This window comes from Bradyrhizobium sp. USDA 4510 (genome assembly GCF_054059095.1).
In genome coordinates this window covers 4478502-4497737 of sequence record NZ_JBSSBT010000001.1, presented here as the reverse complement: position 1 = coordinate 4497737, position 19236 = coordinate 4478502, and the positions used below count along the sequence as shown (strand labels likewise).

At 63.0% G+C, this 19236-nt stretch carries 14 protein-coding genes; 10 read left to right on the top strand and 4 right to left on the bottom strand.

Annotated features, from left to right (window positions below; genetic code table 11):
* Positions 1 to 11: 11 nt before the first annotated feature.
* Together tssB and ACVMDN_RS20740 are read right to left on the bottom strand one after the other, a co-directional pair.
* Positions 12 to 539: a type VI secretion system contractile sheath small subunit gene (gene tssB, locus ACVMDN_RS20745; RefSeq protein WP_057019595.1), complete on the bottom strand. Its 528-nt coding sequence runs from the start codon at positions 537 to 539 to the stop codon at positions 12 to 14.
* A gap of 128 nt (positions 540 to 667) precedes the next feature.
* Positions 668 to 1981, bottom strand: a complete 1314-nt coding sequence (locus ACVMDN_RS20740) for a type VI secretion system protein TssA (protein ID WP_456814506.1) — start codon at positions 1979 to 1981, stop codon at positions 668 to 670.
* A 350-nt stretch (positions 1982 to 2331) separates the two neighbouring features.
* On the opposite strand from ACVMDN_RS20740, the gene ACVMDN_RS20735 reads away from it, so the two are divergent.
* The 9 genes from ACVMDN_RS20735 to ACVMDN_RS20695 all read left to right on the top strand — a co-directional run bounded on the left by ACVMDN_RS20735 (position 2332) and on the right by ACVMDN_RS20695 (position 15944).
* Positions 2332 to 4200: a type VI secretion system Vgr family protein gene (locus ACVMDN_RS20735; protein WP_456814505.1), complete on the top strand. Its 1869-nt coding sequence runs from the start codon at positions 2332 to 2334 to the stop codon at positions 4198 to 4200.
* 5 nt (positions 4201 to 4205) lie between these two features.
* Positions 4206 to 4769: a DUF6931 family protein gene (locus ACVMDN_RS20730; protein WP_057019592.1), complete on the top strand. Its 564-nt coding sequence runs from the start codon at positions 4206 to 4208 to the stop codon at positions 4767 to 4769.
* Positions 4770 to 4781: 12 nt separating this feature from the next.
* Positions 4782 to 6158 carry a type VI secretion system-associated FHA domain protein TagH gene (gene tagH, locus ACVMDN_RS20725; protein ID WP_456814504.1) on the top strand — a complete coding sequence of 459 codons (1377 nt, stop codon included), beginning with the start codon at positions 4782 to 4784 and terminating at the stop codon, positions 6156 to 6158.
* A gap of 48 nt (positions 6159 to 6206) precedes the next feature.
* The gene (tssK, locus tag ACVMDN_RS20720; protein ID WP_456814503.1) at positions 6207 to 7544 is read left to right on the top strand and encodes a type VI secretion system baseplate subunit TssK; all 1338 of its coding nucleotides are present in this window, start codon (positions 6207 to 6209) and stop codon (positions 7542 to 7544) included.
* A gap of 149 nt (positions 7545 to 7693) precedes the next feature.
* Entirely contained in the window at positions 7694 to 9067 is a 1374-nt protein-coding gene (gene tssL, locus ACVMDN_RS20715; protein WP_283809217.1) for a type VI secretion system protein TssL, long form, read from the top strand.
* A 45-nt stretch (positions 9068 to 9112) separates the two neighbouring features.
* Positions 9113 to 12661, top strand: a complete 3549-nt coding sequence (tssM, locus tag ACVMDN_RS20710; protein WP_456814502.1) for a type VI secretion system membrane subunit TssM — start codon at positions 9113 to 9115, stop codon at positions 12659 to 12661.
* Positions 12658 to 13359 carry a type VI secretion system-associated protein TagF gene (tagF, locus tag ACVMDN_RS20705; RefSeq protein ID WP_456814501.1) on the top strand — a complete coding sequence of 234 codons (702 nt, stop codon included), beginning with the start codon at positions 12658 to 12660 and terminating at the stop codon, positions 13357 to 13359. The genes tssM and tagF overlap by 4 nt, the downstream gene beginning before the upstream one ends.
* Positions 13360 to 13365: 6 nt before the next feature.
* Complete coding sequence (locus ACVMDN_RS20700; protein WP_057019587.1) at positions 13366 to 14142, top strand: PP2C family protein-serine/threonine phosphatase; 777 nt, start codon at positions 13366 to 13368, stop codon at positions 14140 to 14142.
* Complete coding sequence (locus ACVMDN_RS20695) at positions 14139 to 15944, top strand: serine/threonine-protein kinase (RefSeq protein WP_456785204.1); 1806 nt, start codon at positions 14139 to 14141, stop codon at positions 15942 to 15944. Before ACVMDN_RS20700 ends, ACVMDN_RS20695 begins: the two co-directional genes overlap by 4 nt.
* Positions 15945 to 15952: 8 nt before the next feature.
* On the opposite strand, the gene ACVMDN_RS20690 is transcribed toward ACVMDN_RS20695, so the two are convergent.
* Together ACVMDN_RS20690 and ACVMDN_RS20685 are read right to left on the bottom strand one after the other, a co-directional pair.
* The gene (locus ACVMDN_RS20690; RefSeq protein WP_456785203.1) at positions 15953 to 16933 is read right to left on the bottom strand and encodes a DUF4424 domain-containing protein; all 981 of its coding nucleotides are present in this window, start codon (positions 16931 to 16933) and stop codon (positions 15953 to 15955) included.
* A gap of 88 nt (positions 16934 to 17021) precedes the next feature.
* Positions 17022 to 17303 carry a hypothetical protein gene (locus ACVMDN_RS20685; protein WP_456814499.1) on the bottom strand — a complete coding sequence of 94 codons (282 nt, stop codon included), beginning with the start codon at positions 17301 to 17303 and terminating at the stop codon, positions 17022 to 17024.
* Positions 17304 to 17474: 171 nt separating this feature from the next.
* Between ACVMDN_RS20685 and ACVMDN_RS20680 the strand changes: the two genes are divergently transcribed.
* The gene (locus tag ACVMDN_RS20680) at positions 17475 to 19199 is read left to right on the top strand and encodes an NHL repeat-containing protein (protein WP_253589954.1); all 1725 of its coding nucleotides are present in this window, start codon (positions 17475 to 17477) and stop codon (positions 19197 to 19199) included.
* The last annotated feature ends 37 nt before the right edge of the window (positions 19200 to 19236 follow it).

Below are 19236 nucleotides of genomic sequence, written 5' to 3'. Positions count from 1 at the left end.
CATTCCTTCCCTTAGCTGTTGCTGTCGGATTCGGTGGACTGGCCGGTCGCGCGCTCGCGCAGTGCGGCCATCAGTTGAGGATCGGCGAGGAGCTTCTTCAGCTGGTCCTCGGCACCCACCTTGCCATCCATGTAGCGCAGCAGGTTGGCGAGCTGTTCACGCGCTTCGAGCAGCTTGGCCGTCGCCGGCACCTGGCGGGCGACCGCCACCGGCGTGAAGTCGGATATCTTGTTGAAGCGCAGGTTGACGGAGATCTTTTCGTCGGACCCGTCGCTGAGACGGTTGGCGACGCGCGCCGTCACGCCGGGCTGGATCGCCGCCATGCGGTTGTCGAAATTGTCCATGTCGAACTCGAGGAACTTGCGCTCCTCGACCTTCGTCTTCTCGATGCCGGGGTTGTTGCCGGAAAGATCGGACAGGACGCCCATGACGAACGGCAGTTCGATCAGCCGCTCGGCGTCGTAGGGATCTTCGTAAGTGATGTGCACGCGCGGTGCGCGGTTTCGGCGAATGAATTTTTGACCGCTGTCGGTTGCCATTGGGTTGCCCTCTTCACAAAAAAAATATCTGCGGAAGCCGACTGCGCGACGCAGGCAGGGAAGTGCCTCGGTCTTTCGTCGGCGGAGCTTCCTTCCGTTCAGTTAGTCCCCTCGAACGGAAGGCGGGTTCAATTCGATTTATCGATCGCCTTCAGAGCGCCCTCGGGCAGCACTTCGTTCAGCAGGCTGAGGAAGTCTCGCTGTGCGAGTTCGCGTGCGCGATCGACCAGGAACGGGATCGGGCTGGACGGCTCTGCGGCCCTGAAGAACGACGCGACCTTGCTCAGCAAGTCCAACGCCTGCGCTCTATTTTCGGCCGAAAAAACAGTATCTTGAGCCTCATTTTCGGCCGCGGATGGGAGAGAGGTGGCGAATTCCGCCATGCGCTCGATCGGCAGGTCGAAGACCTTGTCGCGACCGATATTGATGGCGGCGCTCTCGACGTGGGCCGGCATCAGCATTCGCATCACTTCGATAAACGATTTGCCAACCATGTCCTGTGCCTGCCGCACTAGCAACAGCGCCGGGCTCGACGGTTCCTTTCGAGCGAAATAGTCGGCAGCCGCCGCCAGTGCCGCGGATGCCTGTCCGGGTGAGGTCACTGCGCCGGCGATTTCGATCGGAAGCTGCGGGCCGTCTTGAGCAAGCTCGTCCGGGGACGGGGCAATTGCGGCCGGATCGCGTGCGGTGACCAGAGTCGCGAGCCAGCCGGCCATGCCATTCGCGACACCCGCCAGCCGGTCGAGACTGATGGGTTGCCCCGAGTTCAACTTTTCGTGCCAAACCGATTTGATGCCGGCGATCTCGGCAGCGACCGCGGAACAGCGGGCGCTCACCGCCTTGAGGGTGTCGAGATCGGTCTCGCCGACGATGCGCTCGATGGTTCCGAGATCTGGCGTGTCGACATCGGCATCGCCGGCGGGAATTTCGCCCTTGGCAATCTGATAGGCACGGTAGTTGAGGCTGCCGTGCCTTCGATTTTCGATCAGGGGGAGGAATTGGAGCGGGTTGATCACCGTCGGAAACACGTCGATCGCCTCGATGGTGACGGCACGAAAGGCATAGTCGCCGTCCTCGCCCCTCGGGTGAACCGCTTCCCATTGTTCGCGGAGCAGCAGGGTGGTTGCCCGCAGGCAGCCGAGGAAGCCGTCGAGATCGCGGTTCAGGATGGAAAACTTGGCGAGCAGCATGGTCAGGCGCAGATCGCGGGTGCGAGCCAACAGGGGCTGCGCAGCGGCGAACTGGCCGGCAATATCGATGGCCTTCGGGTCGAAGCGTCCGCGCTCTCCGTTCGCATTGACGACCTCGAAATACGACATCGGCAGCAGCGATTCCGCAGCTGCGAAGAAGTTCAGGTACTGGACGTCGCCGGCCGCATCGAGGTCAGGCCCGCAGGGATCGTCCGGGTCGATGGGCTGGGTCAGGGATGCGACGTCGAGCATGCAAAGAGGATCCGTCTGCGAGGCCCTGGCCCCTCGACCAGGTCCATGACATCTGGCGGATCACGCGGGGGATCATGATCCGATTGACTGGTAGGTCAGATCAACGCCGGCCTCGGTTCATTCCCGCGATGGTGGCGGTTTCCCGTGAACCAGCAAGCGCTTGGAACCGACTACATGAGTGCCGCAGTGGCTTCCCCGGGCGGGTGCGTTGCCGCGTCAGGAGAGGTGACACCGAGCGGACTTGCCGGCCATCCCACCGATGGACGGCTCGGATTTCGGTTGTTCGTGCTTGACCGCCTGCTGCGCCGATTGCGCAGCTCGCGCGGTCAACGAGGGAGTTTAACGCCCACATGGGCCAGCTTACCCAGGATACCCGCCTCTGCGAGCTCAAGACCCCCCTTGGCAAGGACGTTCTGGTATTTGCCCGGTTCGAGGCCGCCGAAGGTCTGAGCGAACTGTTCGAATATCGCATCGAGTGTCTCAGCGAGGAAGCCGATCTCGACTTCGATCGGGCCATCGGCAAGCAGTGCACCCTCACCATCAAATTGCACGAGAAGGAACGCGAGTTCAGCGGCATTCTCACGGAAGCCCAATGGCTGGGGGTGAAGAACGACTATTTCAGTTACCGGATCGTGCTGAGGCCCTGGTTGTGGCTGCTGTCGCGGACCACCGATTGCCGGATTTTTCAGGACAAGAAGGCGCCCGACATCATCAAGGAGGTCTTCAACGAGCGCGGCTTCACCGATTATGAGTCCAAGCTTACCGAAGAGGGCTCATGTCCAAAGCTCGAATACTGCGTTCAATATCGCGAGACCGATCTGGATTTCGTGTGCCGGTTGATGGAGCAGCACGGGATCTACTACTTCTTCAAGCATGAGGGCAGCAAGCACACGCTGGTGCTGGCTGACTCAAAGTCCTCGCACAGTCCAATCAACGGTCTCGCGAAGATTCCCTACATCCCGCTCACCGGCTCCGATCGTCGCGGCGAGCAGCATATTTATGAATGGGCTTCCGAGCGCCGGTTCCGCACCGGGAAGATCGAGCTCAACGATTACAACTACCAGAAGCCAAACGCGCAGATGATCAGCGACGCCAAGGGCTCCGAGCACTACACGCGATCCGAGATGGAGTTCTACGACTATCCCGGCAAGTTCAAGGAGAAATCCGACGGCGAGCGATACGCGAAGATCCAGCTCCAGGCCGAGCAGGCGATGGATCGTCGCCGCCGGGGCAACGGCGACGCCGTCAATCTGTTCCCGGGCGGACTAACCAAGCTCGAGAAGCACGCGAAAGACTCGCAGAACGTCGAATATCTCGTGGTACGGGCAGCTCACTCGTTTTCCATCGAATCCTATCGCACTGGCGGCCCCGGCGACGCCGGACAGCACGTCTACTTCGGCAGCTACGAATTTCTGCCGAGCGATCGGCCGTTTCGATCTCCCATGACGACGCCGAAGCCGAGGATCAACGGCATTCAGACAGCCAAGGTGGTGACCAAGGACGACAATTCGAGCGAGGAAATCGACGTCGAGTCGCTGGGCGAAATCTATGTTCGCTTTTTCTGGGATCGGAAGAAGAAGCGGTCGTGCCGGTTGCGCGTGGCGCAAGTCTGGTCCGGCAAGCGCTGGGGCGGTCAGATCATCCCGCGCGTCGGGCAGGAGGTGGTCGTGGAATTCCTGGAAGGGGATCCCGACCGGCCCCTGGTGATAGGGACCGTATACAACGATGAATACAAGCTGCCGTACGACCTGCCGTCCAAGAAGACGATCGCGGGTCTGAAATCCGACTCGACCAAGGGAGGAGGCGGCTACAACGAATGGAACTTCGAGGACAAGAAGGGGTCCGAGAAGATCACCCTGCACGCCGAGAAGGACTACGACGTCACGGTCCGCGACACCGAGACCAGGACCATCGGTGAGGCGGCGTTCGGCGGCGATACCCGCAAGACCACGCTCAAGAACGGCAACGACAAGCTTGATATCCAATTGGGCGGTCAGCACGTCAAGCTGGCGATGGATCAGTCCGTCGATGCGGGCCTGAGCATCACCCTTTCGGCCAACGTCAATATCACCCTGCAGGTTGGTCCAAGCCAGATCATCCTGTCTCCAGCCGGCATCATCATCAACGCCCCAACCATCACCATGACCGCGCAGGCCGCCATGGCGCTCGCCGCCGGCGGCCCATTGGTTGCCCACGGCACGCCAACCATTGTCGGCTGACAGCCATGAATCAGGTTCGGTTCAGCACAGTCCGCGATCTCTTCGAAGCCTATCCGCTGGCGCGCTACGACGTCGGCAAAGCCGCCCCGGACAAACTCTCGTTGGATTTCCTGCAGGAGGCGGCCGATGCGGGCAACTGGCACCAGGCTGTGTCCTTCTGCGCGTATCTGCTCCCCAGGCGCGTGGCCGTCGCCTGGGGCTGTCGCTCGTTGCGCCAGATGTTCGACCATTTCGACGGCAATGAAGGCAGGTCGCTCAATTTCGCCGAGACCTGGGTCCGGCAGCCGGACGAGCAATCGCGCAACAAGGCTTTGGCGGTCGGCAATGCCAACGATCCCGAGCAGCCGGCGACCTGGCTGGCGCTGGCGGCGGGTTGGTCCGGCGGAAGCGTGGTTCCCGCGGAATTTGCGCCGGTCGAAGCCAAGCCGGATCAGACGGCGCGAGCGGTTCGCGCAGCCCTTTTGATCGGCCTCTGCCGGCTTACCCGTGAGTCCAGGGACCGGATAATGACGGCCTGCCTGGAGGATGGTATTCAATTGGCACGCGGCGAACCGCGCCCTCCACGCTGACGAGACGATGTGATGGTGCTTCGCTTTAACATCGAGAACGAGCCGAACCTTCCAGACGGCGGCCCTGTGTCATTTACCGTCACCGGAAGGCGTTCGGTCGACATTGGCCGGGACCGCCATCTCGATTGGACATTGCCCGATCCGGCACGGATGATTTCGGGGAAGCATTGCGAGGTCCATTATCGCGACGGCGGCTACTGGCTGCACGACGTCTCGACCAACGGCACCTTTCTCAATGGTGCCGACCAGCGCATTCGAGGAGCGCATCGGCTGCGCAACGGCGATCGGCTCGTCATCGGCCACTATGTCATTGGCGTTTCGCTGGACCTGGATGAGCCTGCCGAGGGCACGCCGAGCCATGGTGCGCAGCAGCAAGCTCCGCTCGCTCAGCAGCACGCCGATTACCAGGAACTGTGGGCTCCCGGTCGCGACGTGCCGCCGCCAATCGACCCGCAGCAGTTGCGAAAACCGCGCGAGGCCGCGCGGCCCGTCAATCCAGAATTCCTGGACTGGGCAGCGAGCGTTCCCGCGGCGGGTGTGGATCCTGTCCGGCATTCGCCGCAGATGCCTCAACGCGAGCCGCCGCTGCACGACGACATGAGCTGGGCAGCCGGTCCGGTCGCCACGCCAAAACCGCCGGTCGACGTGCTGCACGCGATGCCGACGCCGCGCCGACCGTCGGTGTGGACCGACGACGACGCGGCTGTCCCGCCACCGCCGGTGCCCTCACCGACAGGGCATGTGGGAGCGCCGCGGCCGCAACTGGCCGAGCCGGCACCGGCCACGGCGGCGTCGATCGGCAATCCCGAGTTTGCGCGCCTGGTCGCACGTGCTGCCGGGCTGCCGGACGGTTTCTTTGCCGACAAGACCGAAGCTGAACTCGCGGAACAGCTCGGCGTCATCCTGCGCATGACGGTGGAAAACTTGATGGCCCTGCTGCAGGCGCGCACCCAGGCCAAGCAGCTGACGCGCAGCACCAGCCAAACCACCATCCAGGCCATCGAGAACAATCCGCTGAAATTCTCGCCGACCGCAGAAGACGCGATGCGTATCCTGTTCGGGCCGCCGACGCGCAGTTACCTCGATGCGCCGCATGCCTTCGCCCAGGGCTTCAAGGACCTCAAATCCCATCAATTGAAGACCTATGCGGCAATGCAGCATGCCGTCCGGGGACTAATCGCCAGCATCGATCCGACGCTGATGGCGCGCGAGCTCGAGCTTCAGCGCGGCGCACGGTCCTTGTTTGGCTCGAACAAGAGCAAGCTCTGGGATGAATTTTTGACGCGCTGGAACGCGCATCTCGGTCGCGACGAGAGCGCGCCGATCGATACCTTCATGCTGCATTTCTCCGAATATTACGACCGCGCAGACAAGTCGGGGTCAAAGTGAACTGTCGGTGACGATGCAGTCGCCGATCATTGCCGAGTGGATGTAGGAATGTCCTGGTACAGCAAAGTGTTCTGGTCGGAAGGCCTGTTCCTGCGGCCGCATCATTTGCAGCAGAACGATCGCTATCTCGAGCATCTGCTGGAAAAGCGTGTTCGTTACACGACACCGTACCCCTGGGGCTTTGCCCAGCTCGAGATCGATAACGATCTTACCCAGCAGAGCAAATTCGCCGTGCGCGGTGCGACCGGCGTCATGCCGGACGGAACGCCGTTCGATATTCCTGCCGACAGCCCGATCCCGGAAGCCATCGAAGTGCCGGATTCGGCCGCAGGCCAGATCGTCTGGCTGATGATGCCGGTCGCGGCGCCCAATACGCGGGAGGTGGATGAGGATCGCACCGACAGCGCAAGTCGCTACGTTCGGACTGCCGAAACGTTTATCGATTCAACCTCGGCGCTGCGCATCGAAGAAGAAATTGACGTTGTCTATCCACGCCTGTCGTTCGAGCTGCGCAAGACGAGCAAGCCGGGATACATGGGTCTCGGCATCGCTCGCATCCTCGACGTGCGCGACAAGAACATCCTGTTCGACGACAAGTTTGTGCCGCCGATGCTGGTCTGCGCCGCGCATCCGGTTGTCGATGGCTGGCTCAACCGAATCATCGGCTGGGTCGAGACCAAGCTCGACGAGCTTGCGCGCTACGCAGTCGATCCGTCGTCCGGCGGCGGTTTGCAGAGCGTCGACTATCTGGTGCTGCAGGTACTGAACCGGACCATTCCGGTGCTGACTCATTTCAAACGATCCGGCAGCGTACATCCGGAACGGCTCTACGAGGAATTGCTGAGGTTTGCCGGTGAGCTTGCGACCTTCGCGACCACCGAACGACGCGCACGGGACTACCCGGCATACGATCACGACAACCTCGAATACGTCTTCACGCCCCTGGTCCGCGACATCCAGGATTTCCTGAGCGCGCGGCTGGGCAGGCGGGCGATCCGTCTGGAGATCATCGAACGCGCCCAGAACGCATTTGTATCGCCGATCCGCGATCGCGCGTTGTTCCGAAATGCGACCTTGGTGCTGGAGGTCGCCGCGCGGCGGCCTCTCGTGGAGATCCAGAATGAATTCCCGCACCTGTTCAAGGTCGGGCCCAACACAAAAATGACCGAGATCGTGCACGCAAACCTGCCGGGTTTGACCCTGGTGCATCTGCCGACGCCGCCACCGCACATCCGAGCCATCACAGACCACGTCTATTTCTATCTCGATCGCAAGTCGCCGCTGTGGCCCGAGTTCAGCACAGCGGCCTCGATCGGGATGCATTTTTCCGGCGACTGGCCGGAGCTTGAGTTGTACCTTTGGGCCATCCTGGAAGAGCGGCCATGACCGACAGGGACAAGCCGGTTAATCCTTTCGGTCGGGGTGAGCGGACCATCATCCGTCCGAACCCCGGCGGGAAGATGCCGCCGGCTCCGGCTCCTCAAGCTCCAGCAGGCGAGGGACCTGCCAGCCGTCCAGCGTACTCGCCATCGCCCATGGCTTCGCCTGGTGCCCCTTCGCCGCCGCCCTCGTTTTCTCCCACACCGCAGGGCGCAAGCTACGCCGCCCCGCCGACCAGCCAGCCCTCAGAGGAATGGATTTCGACACCGGCGCAGGCTCAGGCGCCGCAACCGATCCTGCCGCCCGGACCGCCGTTGCGTGTCGACGATCTGGTTGCGCCAAACGCCAATCCGGTGATGCGCGCCGGCGGCCCTTTGCTGCAGTTGCTTGGCCGGCTGCGCGTCGCGCTGATGCGGGCGTCATTCGCGAGCCTGATGGAGCAGGTCGCCGACGCCATCAAGTTCTTCGAAAAGGATATCCGCTCGGCGGGCATTTCCGAGCACCAGGCCAATACGGCAAAGTATATCCTGTGCGCGACCGCCGACGATATTGTGCAGCACATTCCGACCGACGACCGGCACGTCTGGGCCCAATACTCGATGCTCAGCCGGTTCTTCGGCGAGCGCGTGGGCGGCGTACGCTTCTTCGAGATTCTCGACCATTTGAAGACTGATCCGCTCGTCAACTATCCGGTGCTCGAGCTTCAGCACGCCTGCCTTGCGCTCGGATTCCAGGGAATCCACCGGACGTCGCCGGGCGGACTTGCGAACCTCCAGGTGATCCAGCGCAACCTCTATGAAACGCTGCGCCGGGTTCGGCCCAAGCCGACCAACGATCTGTCGCCGCACTGGCGCGGACAGGCCTTGGCCGGTCGGCGGAAGCACTTGCGCATTCCCGTTTGGCTGGTGGCGGCGGTGGTCGCTGCGCTGTTAACCGGATCCTATTTCGTTCTGCGAACGTTGCTGGCTGGCCGTGCGGAGAATGCTGCGCAAGTCGCGCTGGCACTGCATCCCGGCGATCCGATCGAGCTCAAGCGCCGCGTCGTTGCGCCGCCGCCACCACCGCCTCCGCCGCCACCGCCGGACCGCATCACCCAGCTGCAGCGCATTCGCAACGCGCTTGCACAGGAGAAGACGGCATGCGCCATGACCGCGGATCAGACGGCGAGCTTCATCGTGATCAGGGTGTGCGATCTCGCACTGTTTGCCTCGGGCCAGGCAACCATCCTGGATGGTTTCAAGCCGATCGCGGCCCGCGTCGCGGCGACGCTCGACAAGGAGCCGGGGCGAATCCGGGTGGTTGGCCATACCGACAGCTCGCCGATCCGCACCGTGCGTTTCCCCTCGAATTTCGAATTGTCGGTCGAGCGCGCCAAGGCGGTTGCCGCCGCGCTGAAACCCGGCCTGGCCGATGGTTCGCGCGTTGATGTCGACGGCAAGGGATCGGATTCACCAATCGCCAGCAATTCGACGCCCGAGGGACGTGCCAAAAACCGTCGGGTCGAAATTTTCATCGAACGTAGCGAATAGGCGGACGCCAGAAGCTCACGCGATAAGCGACAGGTACCGATCAATATGCTCGCCAAGGACATTCTACGCATCGTTCTCTATGGAGTCGGGCTCAGCTCGCTTGGAGCAGTGATCTACCTTGCCGGTCCCTTCGTTGCTTTCGGCGACTGGCATCCGTTGGAAAATCACATCGTTCGCCAGATCGCGATCCTGCTGCTCGGCGCGGCGGCGGCAGGCATCACCGGCCTTCATTTCTTCAAGCGACGCAAGAATGCCAAAGAGATCGCCGACGGCGTCAGCGCTGCGGACCAGGCTGTCAGCGACGAGCCGGTGCTCAAGGAGCGCATGAAGGATGCGCTCGCAACGCTCAAGACCGCGAGCGGCAACAAGTCCGGATATCTCTACGATCTACCCTGGTACGTCATTATCGGCCCGCCCGGTGCGGGAAAGACCACCGCGCTGGTCAATTCGGGACTCAAGTTTCCGCTCGCGCGCGGGGCGACGCCGGCGGCGATCGCCGGCGTCGGCGGGACTCGCTACTGCGATTGGTGGTTTACCGAGGAAGCGGTGCTGATCGATACCGCCGGTCGCTACACGACCCAGGATTCGAACAGCAAAGCCGACAAGGAAAGCTGGCTGTCCTTCCTGGACATCCTGAAAAAAAATCGGTCGCGCCAGCCGATCAACGGCGTTCTCGTCGCGATCAGTCTGGAGGACGTGCTGACGCTGCCGAAGCAGGAACTCGCGCTTCATGCCGATGCCATCAGGATGCGGCTCCTCGAACTGCATCAAAGGCTGAAAGTGAGCTTCCCGGTCTACGCGCTGTTCACCAAGGCCGATCTCGTTGCCGGTTTCACCGAATATTTCGCCTATCTCAGCGAGGCCGGCCGGCGCCAGGTCTGGGGCGCCACGTTCCAGACCGCCGACAAGACCCAGAATCTGGTGGGGCAGGTCCCGGTCGAGTTCGATCGCCTGCTGGAGCGTCTGAGCGAGGAAACGCTCGACCGTCTGCAGGACGAGCCCACGCCGCAGCACCGGGTGCAGTTGTTTGGCTTCCCGGCGCAGATGGCGCGGCTCAAGCCGCAGATCCACGATTTCCTCAACCAGATTTTTGAGCCGACACGGTATCACGTGAACGCCAATCTGCGTGGATTCTATTTCACGTCGGGCACTCAGCAGGGTACGCCGATCGATCAATTGATCGGATCGTTGGCGCGTACGTTCGGCGCGGAGGAAGTCGGTGCCGGATCGTACTCCGGAACCGGCAAGAGCTTTTTCCTTGCCGATTTGATTTCGAAGGTCATCATCGGCGAGGCCGACTGGGTCTCGACCGACCGCGCTGCGGTGCGCCGCGCCTTGATCCTCAAGACCGCGGCGCTGTCGCTGATAGGTTTGGTGGCGATCGGACTGGTCGGTGCGTGGCTGACCAGCTACAAGCGCAACTCCGACCTGATCGAGCAGAGCTTGCAGGCGGACAACGAGTATGCGGCCGCCGGGGCGCCGCTCATCAAGCAAACGCTGATCGCCGATCACGATCTCGACAAGGTGCTGCCGCTGCTCTATCGGCTGCGGAACGCCCCGGCCGGCTATGCCTCACGGAATGAGCCGGTAGCACTGTCGGCGCGCTACGGGCTCAGTCAGCACGCGCGCCTGTTATCGCCCGCGAAGGCGGCCTATCACACCGCGCTTGAGCGCATGTTCCGGCCTCGCTTGCTGTACCGGTTGGAAGAGCAGCTCAATGCGCGCATCAACGAGCCTGCCTTCGTCTATGAGGCGCTGAAGGTCTACCTGATGCTCGGCGGCCTGCAATCCCCTGACCGCGAGCTCATCCGTTCCTGGATGCAGCGCGACTGGGCGGACAACCTCTATCCTGGCGCGACCAATGCGGAAGGGCGGCGTCTGCTCGACGAAAATCTCGTCGCCATGTTCGACCTCGAAACCGAGCAGCCGCCGCTGGTCGAGCTTGACGGACGGCTGATCAAGCAGGCCCAGAATTCATTGGCGCGCCTCAGCGTCTCGCAACGCGCCTACGAGTTCCTGAAGTCGGAGGCTCGAGGATCGACCGCCGGCGACTGGATCGCCAGCCGCCGAGGCGGTCCGGACGTGGCAGTTGTCTTCGAAACCACGACTGGGCAGCCCCTGGACAATGTGCGGGTGCCCGAGTTCTTCACCTACAACGGCTTCAATCAGAAGTTCATCGCTCGACTGCCCGGATTGTCGCAGCGCATGAAGCGGGAGCGGTGGGTGTTGGGTGACGCCGGCCAGCAATCGGCAATAGACCAGCAGTATGACAATCTGGCCGGCGATCTGCTCAGCATCTACTCCAATGAGTTCGTGACGACGTGGCGGACCGCGCTCGGCAGTCTGCGTCTGAAGAAATTGCTCGCCGACAAGCCGAAATACGAGGTGTTGAGGGCGCTTTCGGCGCCGACTTCGCCGATGCGGCAAATCCTGGAGTCGGTGCGCGATGAGACGATGCTGACCAAGGAACGCCCGAAGCCGGCGAGCGGCGGCACGCCGGCCGCGCCGCCCGCGGTGACCGCGCCGGCGCTGTTCAACAACGCCCAGGATGGTACGCCCGGTGCGGCGATCGAGTCGCAGTTCAAACCCTACCATGCAGTGCTTGAAGGGGAGAGCACCCGCCGGCCGATCGACTCGACGATCGCAAACCTGAACGACATCGCGCAGAATCTGACGCTGATGGTCGAGAATCCGCAGCTGACGGCGCAAGCAACGGCGGGGCTTCAGACCCAGGTTGCGGCGCTGCGCAACAATGCCTCGCGTATGCCGCCACCATTTTCCGATATGCTGCGGGCGGCGGCTGGGGAGTTCGAAGGCAGCATCGCCGCCTCCACGGCCGGTCAGATCCTGCAGTCGTTGCGCGATCAGGTCACGCCGGTCTGTCAGCAGACGGTGACCAACCGCTACCCGTTCGTACGGAGCAGCGGTCAGGAAGTCCCGCTCGCGGACTTTGCCAAACTGTTCAGCCCGAACGGTGTCATGGACAAGTTCTTCACTCAGTTCCTGGCGCCTTATGCGGATACGTCGCGATCCGAATGGGTCTGGCGGAAGGAGAGCCCCGTCGGCCGATCGTTCTCGCCCGATACGCTAAAGCAGTTCCAGAACGCAGCCTATATCCGCGATGCCTTTTTCCAGACTGGCGGCGGTGTGCCGGCGGTGTCCTTTGCGATCCGGCCGCCGGCCGCGGCCGGACCCGGCATCACAGTCAAGACCGAGATCGGCGGCACGACGATCACGAGCCCAACCACACCAGGACCAGCCGCAACCCCCTCCATGTTTGGCGCGCCGCAACCCGCTCCGCCGCCGCCGCCGCAGAGCAATTCACCGACGACGGTGCTCTGGCCCGGCCCATCGCCGCGGACGGCAATTTCGGTCAGCAACGAGACCGGCTCGCCATCCGTACTCGAGCGCATCGGTCCCTGGTCATTGTTCCGAATGCTGGAGGCTGGTTCGCTGGTCGCCAAGGCGGAATCCGCCAGCGCAACGTTCATTGTTGCCGGACGCGAGCTCAACTATCAGATTTCGACCGGATCGCTGCGCAATCCGTTAAACCTGTCAGTGCTCCGCGAGTTTCGTTGCCCGACCGGAATATGACCATGCGATGCGGCTTATTCGGCAAGATCGGCGCGAAGCGTGATTTCATCGCGATCGCGACGCCGCGCGGCTTCCTCGAAGTCTGGGAGCCGTGGGTGCAGGCAGCCATCTCTGCGAGCCGCCTTCAACTCGGCGCCGGCTGGCAGGAAGCATTCCTGACCGCGCCGATTTGGCGATTCTGGCTTGGCGCCGCGATCTGCGGCACCACAGTCGCAGGAGCGATCATGCCCTCGCTTGACGGCGTGGGGCGATACTATCCGTTGACGCTGCATGCGGTGCCGGATGGCGACGCCGCGCTGTCGCCGCCACACATCGATCCGCAGGACGAATGGTTTGTGCAAGTGGAGACGTTCCTGCTCTCGACCCTGGACCGGGCTGCGACGTTCGAGCAGATCTCCGATGCACTGGATCGTCTCGCGCTTCCGCGTCTGCGGACGCCGGGGACCGATCGACCGCCGGTCGTGTCGCTGAGCGATGCGACGCTGGGAATGGTTTCTACGGTCGACGGGTTTGCCGAGTCGTTCGGCACGCTCTGCGGCGCCAACCCTCAAGTCTATGCCGCGGCTAGTTTCTGGTGGACCGCCGGGGGCGAAGGGTTTTCGCCGGTCGCACTCTGTTGCCGCGGATTGCCGGATCCGTTTCGCTATTCCACATTGCTGACCGGCGACGTTGGCCGCGAAGTATCCGGGACGGGATGACGCGCGATGGCACACGTCCCTTCCTTGTTCGATGTCGGTAGCGTCACTCACGCCGGACGGGTGCGGGCGCGGAACGAGGATGCATGCCTGGTAAGGACCGACGTCGGCTTGTGGGCCGTCGCTGACGGTATGGGTGGTCACGAGGCGGGCGATCTTGCCAGCCGCATCGTGGTGGAGTCGCTTGATTCCATCGGCGCGCCGGACTCCGCGGCGGACCTGCTGGCGCAATGCGAGGCGCGTCTGTTCAGCGCCAACCAGCAGATCCTGGCACTCAGCCATGAAAGGCAGGGAGCTATTGTCGGGACCACAACGGCAGTCCTGCTCGTGCGCGACGGCCATTATGCCTGTATCTGGGCGGGTGACAGCCGGGTGTACCTGATCAACCGCCACGGCATCACGCAGGTGTCGCACGATCATAGCGAGCTGGAGGAACTGATCGCCGATGGCGCGCTATCGCGCGAAGAGGTCCAGGACTGGCCGAGCAATGCCATCACCCGGGCTGTCGGTGTCGTCGCCGACCCTGAGCTCGAGGTGGTGACCGGTAGGGCCGAACCGGAAGACATCTTCGTGATTTGCAGTGACGGCTTGACCCGGCACGTGCGGGACGACGAGATCGAGCAGCACGCGGCCACCCGCCTTGCCCAGGCCGCCTGCGACGACATGCTCGCGCTCGCACTTGATCGCGGCGGGCTCGACAACGTCACGATCGTGATCGTGCGATTGCTCGCGCCGCGATCCTCAGAGCCTACGAGGACGCCGCTTGATCGGGAGCCGCGACCATGACCGCGAACGATCCGTTTCGGTCATCCTACCGCGGTGTGCCGGCCGGCACGCGGCTCAACGGCATTTACGAGATCGAGGCGATGATCGGGGCAGGCGGCATGGGGGAGGTCTACCGATGCCGCGAGATCCAGACCGGATCGCCCGTCGCGGTCAAGATGCTGCTGCCCGACATGGTCGACAACGAGGCGGCGCTTGCGCTGTTCCGGCGGGAGGCCGCGGCACTTCACAATCTTCCGCACGAAGCAATCGTTCGCTACTTCCTGTTCACGGTCGAACCCGCACTGCAGCGCCCGTATCTGGCGATGGAGTTTGTGAACGGACGCTCGCTGTCGAACATGCTCGACGATGGGCCGCTGACCTTCGAAGCGCTGATCAAGTTGATGCGGCGGGTCGCATCGGGCCTTCAGGCCGCTCACGAGCACGGCATTATCCATCGCGATGTCTCCCCCGACAACATCATCGTGCCGCTCGACGATGTAAGGCGGGCGAAGATCATCGACTTCGGGATCGCCCGGTCGACGCAGGTGGGTGACAAGACCATCATCGGTTCCGGCTTCGCCGGCAAGGACAATTACGCGTCGCCGGAACAGGTCGGCTTGTACGGCAATGATGTCACCGCGAAATCCGACGTCTACAGCTTTGGTCTCGTGCTGTTCCATGCCCTGACCGGACAGAAGCTCGATATGGGCGGGAGCCAGTTTCAACTGGTGGAGAAGCGTCGGCGCGTGCCCGATCTCGGCGCGGTGGATATGCGCATCAGGCCGCTTCTCGAGAGGATGCTGCAGCCGGACCCGGCGTTGCGCCCGACCATGGCGGAGGTCGCCACCTGGACGCCGGCGGGTTCGGCGCAGCCGTCCGCCGCACCGCTCTATGGCTTCGATCCATTGGCGAAGTCGCAGGCTGGTTCATCTGCGCCGCAGGAGCGGGTGCCATCAACCACGCGGAACTCTCGCCGCATCTGGCTCAGCGCTTGCGTCGCGGGGCTGCTGCTTCTGCTGGGCGGCGGTGGGTACACCTTCTATAAATTTGTCTGGAAGACATCGGGCTTGGCGGCCTTGCCGCCACCTCCGAAACTCGCCGGGACATCCGCGCCGACGAGCGAGCCTGCTCCGCCACCGCCGGCACGTCAGGAGCCGGTGAAGCTGCCGTCTCAGCCGACGTTGACGCCGTCTCCGTCCCCCGACGGGCCGGGTCGAGCCGAGCGCATCCGCAAATATGTTGCCCAGTATGCGGGCGGCGACTGCTTCTTCATCCTGCCTGTTGCCGTGAGCTCAAGCGCAGCCGTCATTGAAGGCTTCGGCGCTTCGACCGCCCCGTTCGATACCTTCGACAAGGCGTTTCGAAAGGAGCAGGGATTTGAGGCTTCGGTCGGCGTCAGGCAGGTGAATCAGGCACAATGTCCGGCCGTCAAATTCCTCAGTCAGGTCGGAAGCGATCAAGCGCGGGCGCCGCGCATCAACCTGTCGGCGACGGAGCTGAAGGCCGGCGAGACCCTCAATGGGACCGTCGAGAATTTTGCCAACCGGGTGGTGGAACTGCTCATGGTCTCGGATCGCGGCGAGGTGCGGAGTTTGTCCTACCTCCTGAAGCCGGGCGTCGATTCGCTTTCCTTTGCCCTGCCGATGGAGCGTACGACCGGTCCGCAACTCCTGTTGGCCGTCGCAGCCCCGCGGGTTCTGGATTCATTGCGCCAGCCGCGACCGATGGCTGCCGACACATTCTTCCTGCAGGCAACCAGCGAAGCTCAACGCGGCAATGTGACCATCACCGCGGCTGGACGCTACGTGATGCTCACCAATTGAGCTGCCGTTCAGAACTTGCCGATCATCAGGATCTTCAGGTCGGCATCCGGCTTGAAGTCGCTCGCCGTGAACTGCCGCGCGTTGTCGGCAGATGACGGCTTGAGCCGCCCTGGACAAAAACTGACCAGACGGTCGTCGCCGCCCGGATCGATCGTCAACGTGAAGGACCGGATTGGACCCGCCCAGTTCGCACCCGTCTTGAGCACGTAGGAAATACGCCGCTCCTGCAGCTTTGCGGTGTTAGCCTGGCTGTCACCTGTGCGCTTGTCCAATTCGGCAAGGAAGGCATCCGTAACGCAATAATCTCTCCGGTATCGCTCGACTTCCGGGCCTAGCGCCGCGCTGTGACGCAGACCGGAGCGCAGGACCGTGTCGGGGCTGGAGCCGACGCTCGGGCGATATTGATGTTCGACCGTGACGGTACGCGCCGCTGGGAACACTTGCTCGCGAACAGCCGACGTCCTGGTTATCCAGCCGGGCGTGTATTGCTGGTGACCGTTGTCGCTCATGCCGGCAGGCATCAGAAGGCCATCATCGATCAGCTTCGTGCGGGTTGTCGCCGGCAGGTCGGCCACCCGTATCTCCCGATCACCGAGCGGCAGCAAAGGCAGCTTGAACTGACGGAGGAGGGCGGTGACATCCTTGTTGCCGACCATGGCGCGCTGGTCGATGGCCAGCGGCACCGGGTTGCCGTCGATCCTCGTCTCGAACGCGACGAAGTTGACCGGATCGCTCGATGGAAGCGCAATGCTCTCGGCTTCGGACAGGTCGATGTCCGGCAGCGGAAAGGCGACAGTGAGCGCAACCGGCTTGCTCGTCTGGTTGACGAATTGGTAGCGAACGCTGACCCGGTCCAGCCCGATATGAAGCTCCTCGCTCGCCATGGCCACGTCCTTGGTGCGGACGAATTGCAGCCCGCCGATGGACAATTCGGCCGCCGAATCGTTCGCCCGCGCAGGCCAGCCGGTTGCGGCCAACAGGACGATCATCAAGGCTCGCGACCTCAACGACAGCCCGCTTAACGCTCCATTTGCCATGCCGGCCTCCATGCGGCGCCGCAGCGTCTGCCCGTGTGGGTCAATCGATCGCCTGGTAAAGGTCGCCCCATTCCGGTTTCCAGACGCCATCGGGGTCGCAAACCACGATCGCGAGCTTCATGTCATTGGCGAGACGGATTGCGCCGCGAAAGGCATCCTGGGCCGGCATATGGGCGCTGACCTGGTCGCTGCTCAGGCGACCTCCGCTTGCGGCGACCGGCAACACGATTGACCCGGAGGCGCCGGCATTGTCGCGTCTCAAAACCAGAGTAATCGCGTCGGGCTGGATTTCGCTGACTTGCTCAAATCTGTTTCTGGCCATGATTTTGCACTGCAGGCTGAAGGAGTTCGGACTATCACCGTCCAGTGAAAGAGTTGAACGGGATCGGGGTTGCTCGCCACTAATTGACGCTGCACTCGCGCAGTCTTGGATTAGGCAGTCTTGGATTAGTCGGACTGACGCCGCATTCGGTTCGGTTACATTGAGGCGGATATGCTTCGTCGATCTAGCTGGATCTGGCTCTCTATCGTCGGCGCGGCCATAGCTGCCACCGGGGCTAGGGCCGACGACGCGGTCGTGCGAAGCTTTGCCGGCGGTTCGGCTGCATCCATGGTGGGGATCGTCGCGGCCAGCCAGGACGTCGAACTCGCGGGCCCGCAAGCGCTCAGCGCTGACGGACAGGGAAATCTGTTTGTGCTCGATCAAATCAATGGCCGCATTCTGCAGTTCGACCCCAAGCAACCGAACACTGCTCCCGACATCCTGAAGATGCCTGGCGACGTCCAGCCCACCGACCTCGTCGTCCATAACGACGACATCATGGTTTGGGACGGCGGCGTGCGGATGCTGAAGGCGGCACCAGGACAGTCCACACGCGGGCTGGGCGGCGACGAGATCCAACTGGAGGAAGTCTCATCCCGCGGAACCGACGACCAGGTCGCCATTTCGGCCTTCGCACAGATGGGCTCGCAGGCGCTGAGCAGCCCGACCGACTTGCTGGATCAGAATACGCGCGCGGCCATCGTGAGGACGACGCGACAGCCCGACCGGCAATATATCGCCTCGCGCAGCAAGGGATCGGTGATCGCCGATATCATTCCCGACAAGGGCAATGCCGGCGTTCGGGTCGAAATCCAGACCATGGTCTCCAACGAGACCATCGGTCAGCTCGGCCTGCGCGTCCGCAACCAGCTCGGCACCGTGGAGTTTCTCGAGATCGACAACAGCGACCGCTTCTACGTGCTGGCCGAGGACATTCCGCCGTCGGGCAAGAATGCCTCCACCTTCGTCGCACGCTATGCCGCGAACGGACGCCTTGAGGGTATCTACGAGCTGCCGCTGGAGAACACGCCCGTGACCCGGCGGTTCGTCACCGTCTCGGGCGACGGCGACGTCTATTTTCTGCGTACCAAGCCGGATGGCGTCGAGGTGGTTGGTGTCGGCTTCCGCCCCCTGGGGAAGGTATCCGTCATTGACGTCAGGCCGTCGCGCACGGCGGCCGCGCCGGCGGCGGCGCGGCCGGATATCAAGTTCAATGCGACCGCCGCCGTGCGGCCGTCCAATCGTCAGCAGGCGATCGAGACGGCCTTCGCCTTTGAGGGCATCCAGTGGAAGCTGACACCGGCGAACTACGGCAGCGATCCCGACAGCCAATGCTCCGGTTTCAGCCGTATTCGCCGGCCGTGGTATCTGCAGGGCAAGGTAAACCAAGAAGTGCGGGGTGTGCCCTATTGCTGGGGCTGCCACGGTTCGCTCGCGAATTTCCGGCAGCGGATCGACGGCGGGACCCTGGCGGGCAATGTCTGCACCCGTAACGAGCCACGGCCGGATGTGGCGGGTGTCGACTGTTCGGCGTTCGTCAGTGCCACGTGGGGACTTTCCGTCCATTACACGACCGCTGCCATTCCCGCGATCGCCGCGCCGGTGACCAACCCCTGGGACCTCAAGCCTGGTGACGCCCTGAACAAACCGGGTTCCCACGTGATGTTGTTCCTGCGGTTCACCCCGGATCGCAAGGCCGAGGTCATGGAATCCTCGACGGGTGGCTGCAACGGTCGGGTCTGCCGCAACGTCTACCCGCTCGCGAGCCTGCTTGCGCGCGGTTACGTTCCGGTCCGCTTTCGGGCGTTCGCAGACGATCAGACGACCGTTTCCGCGAACGCCTATCAGGAGACCGAGGCGCCGACAGGCCGCAAGACGGCGAACAAACGGCGCTGAACCTGAGGTCTTGCCAAGGCTACAGATGAACATGGAT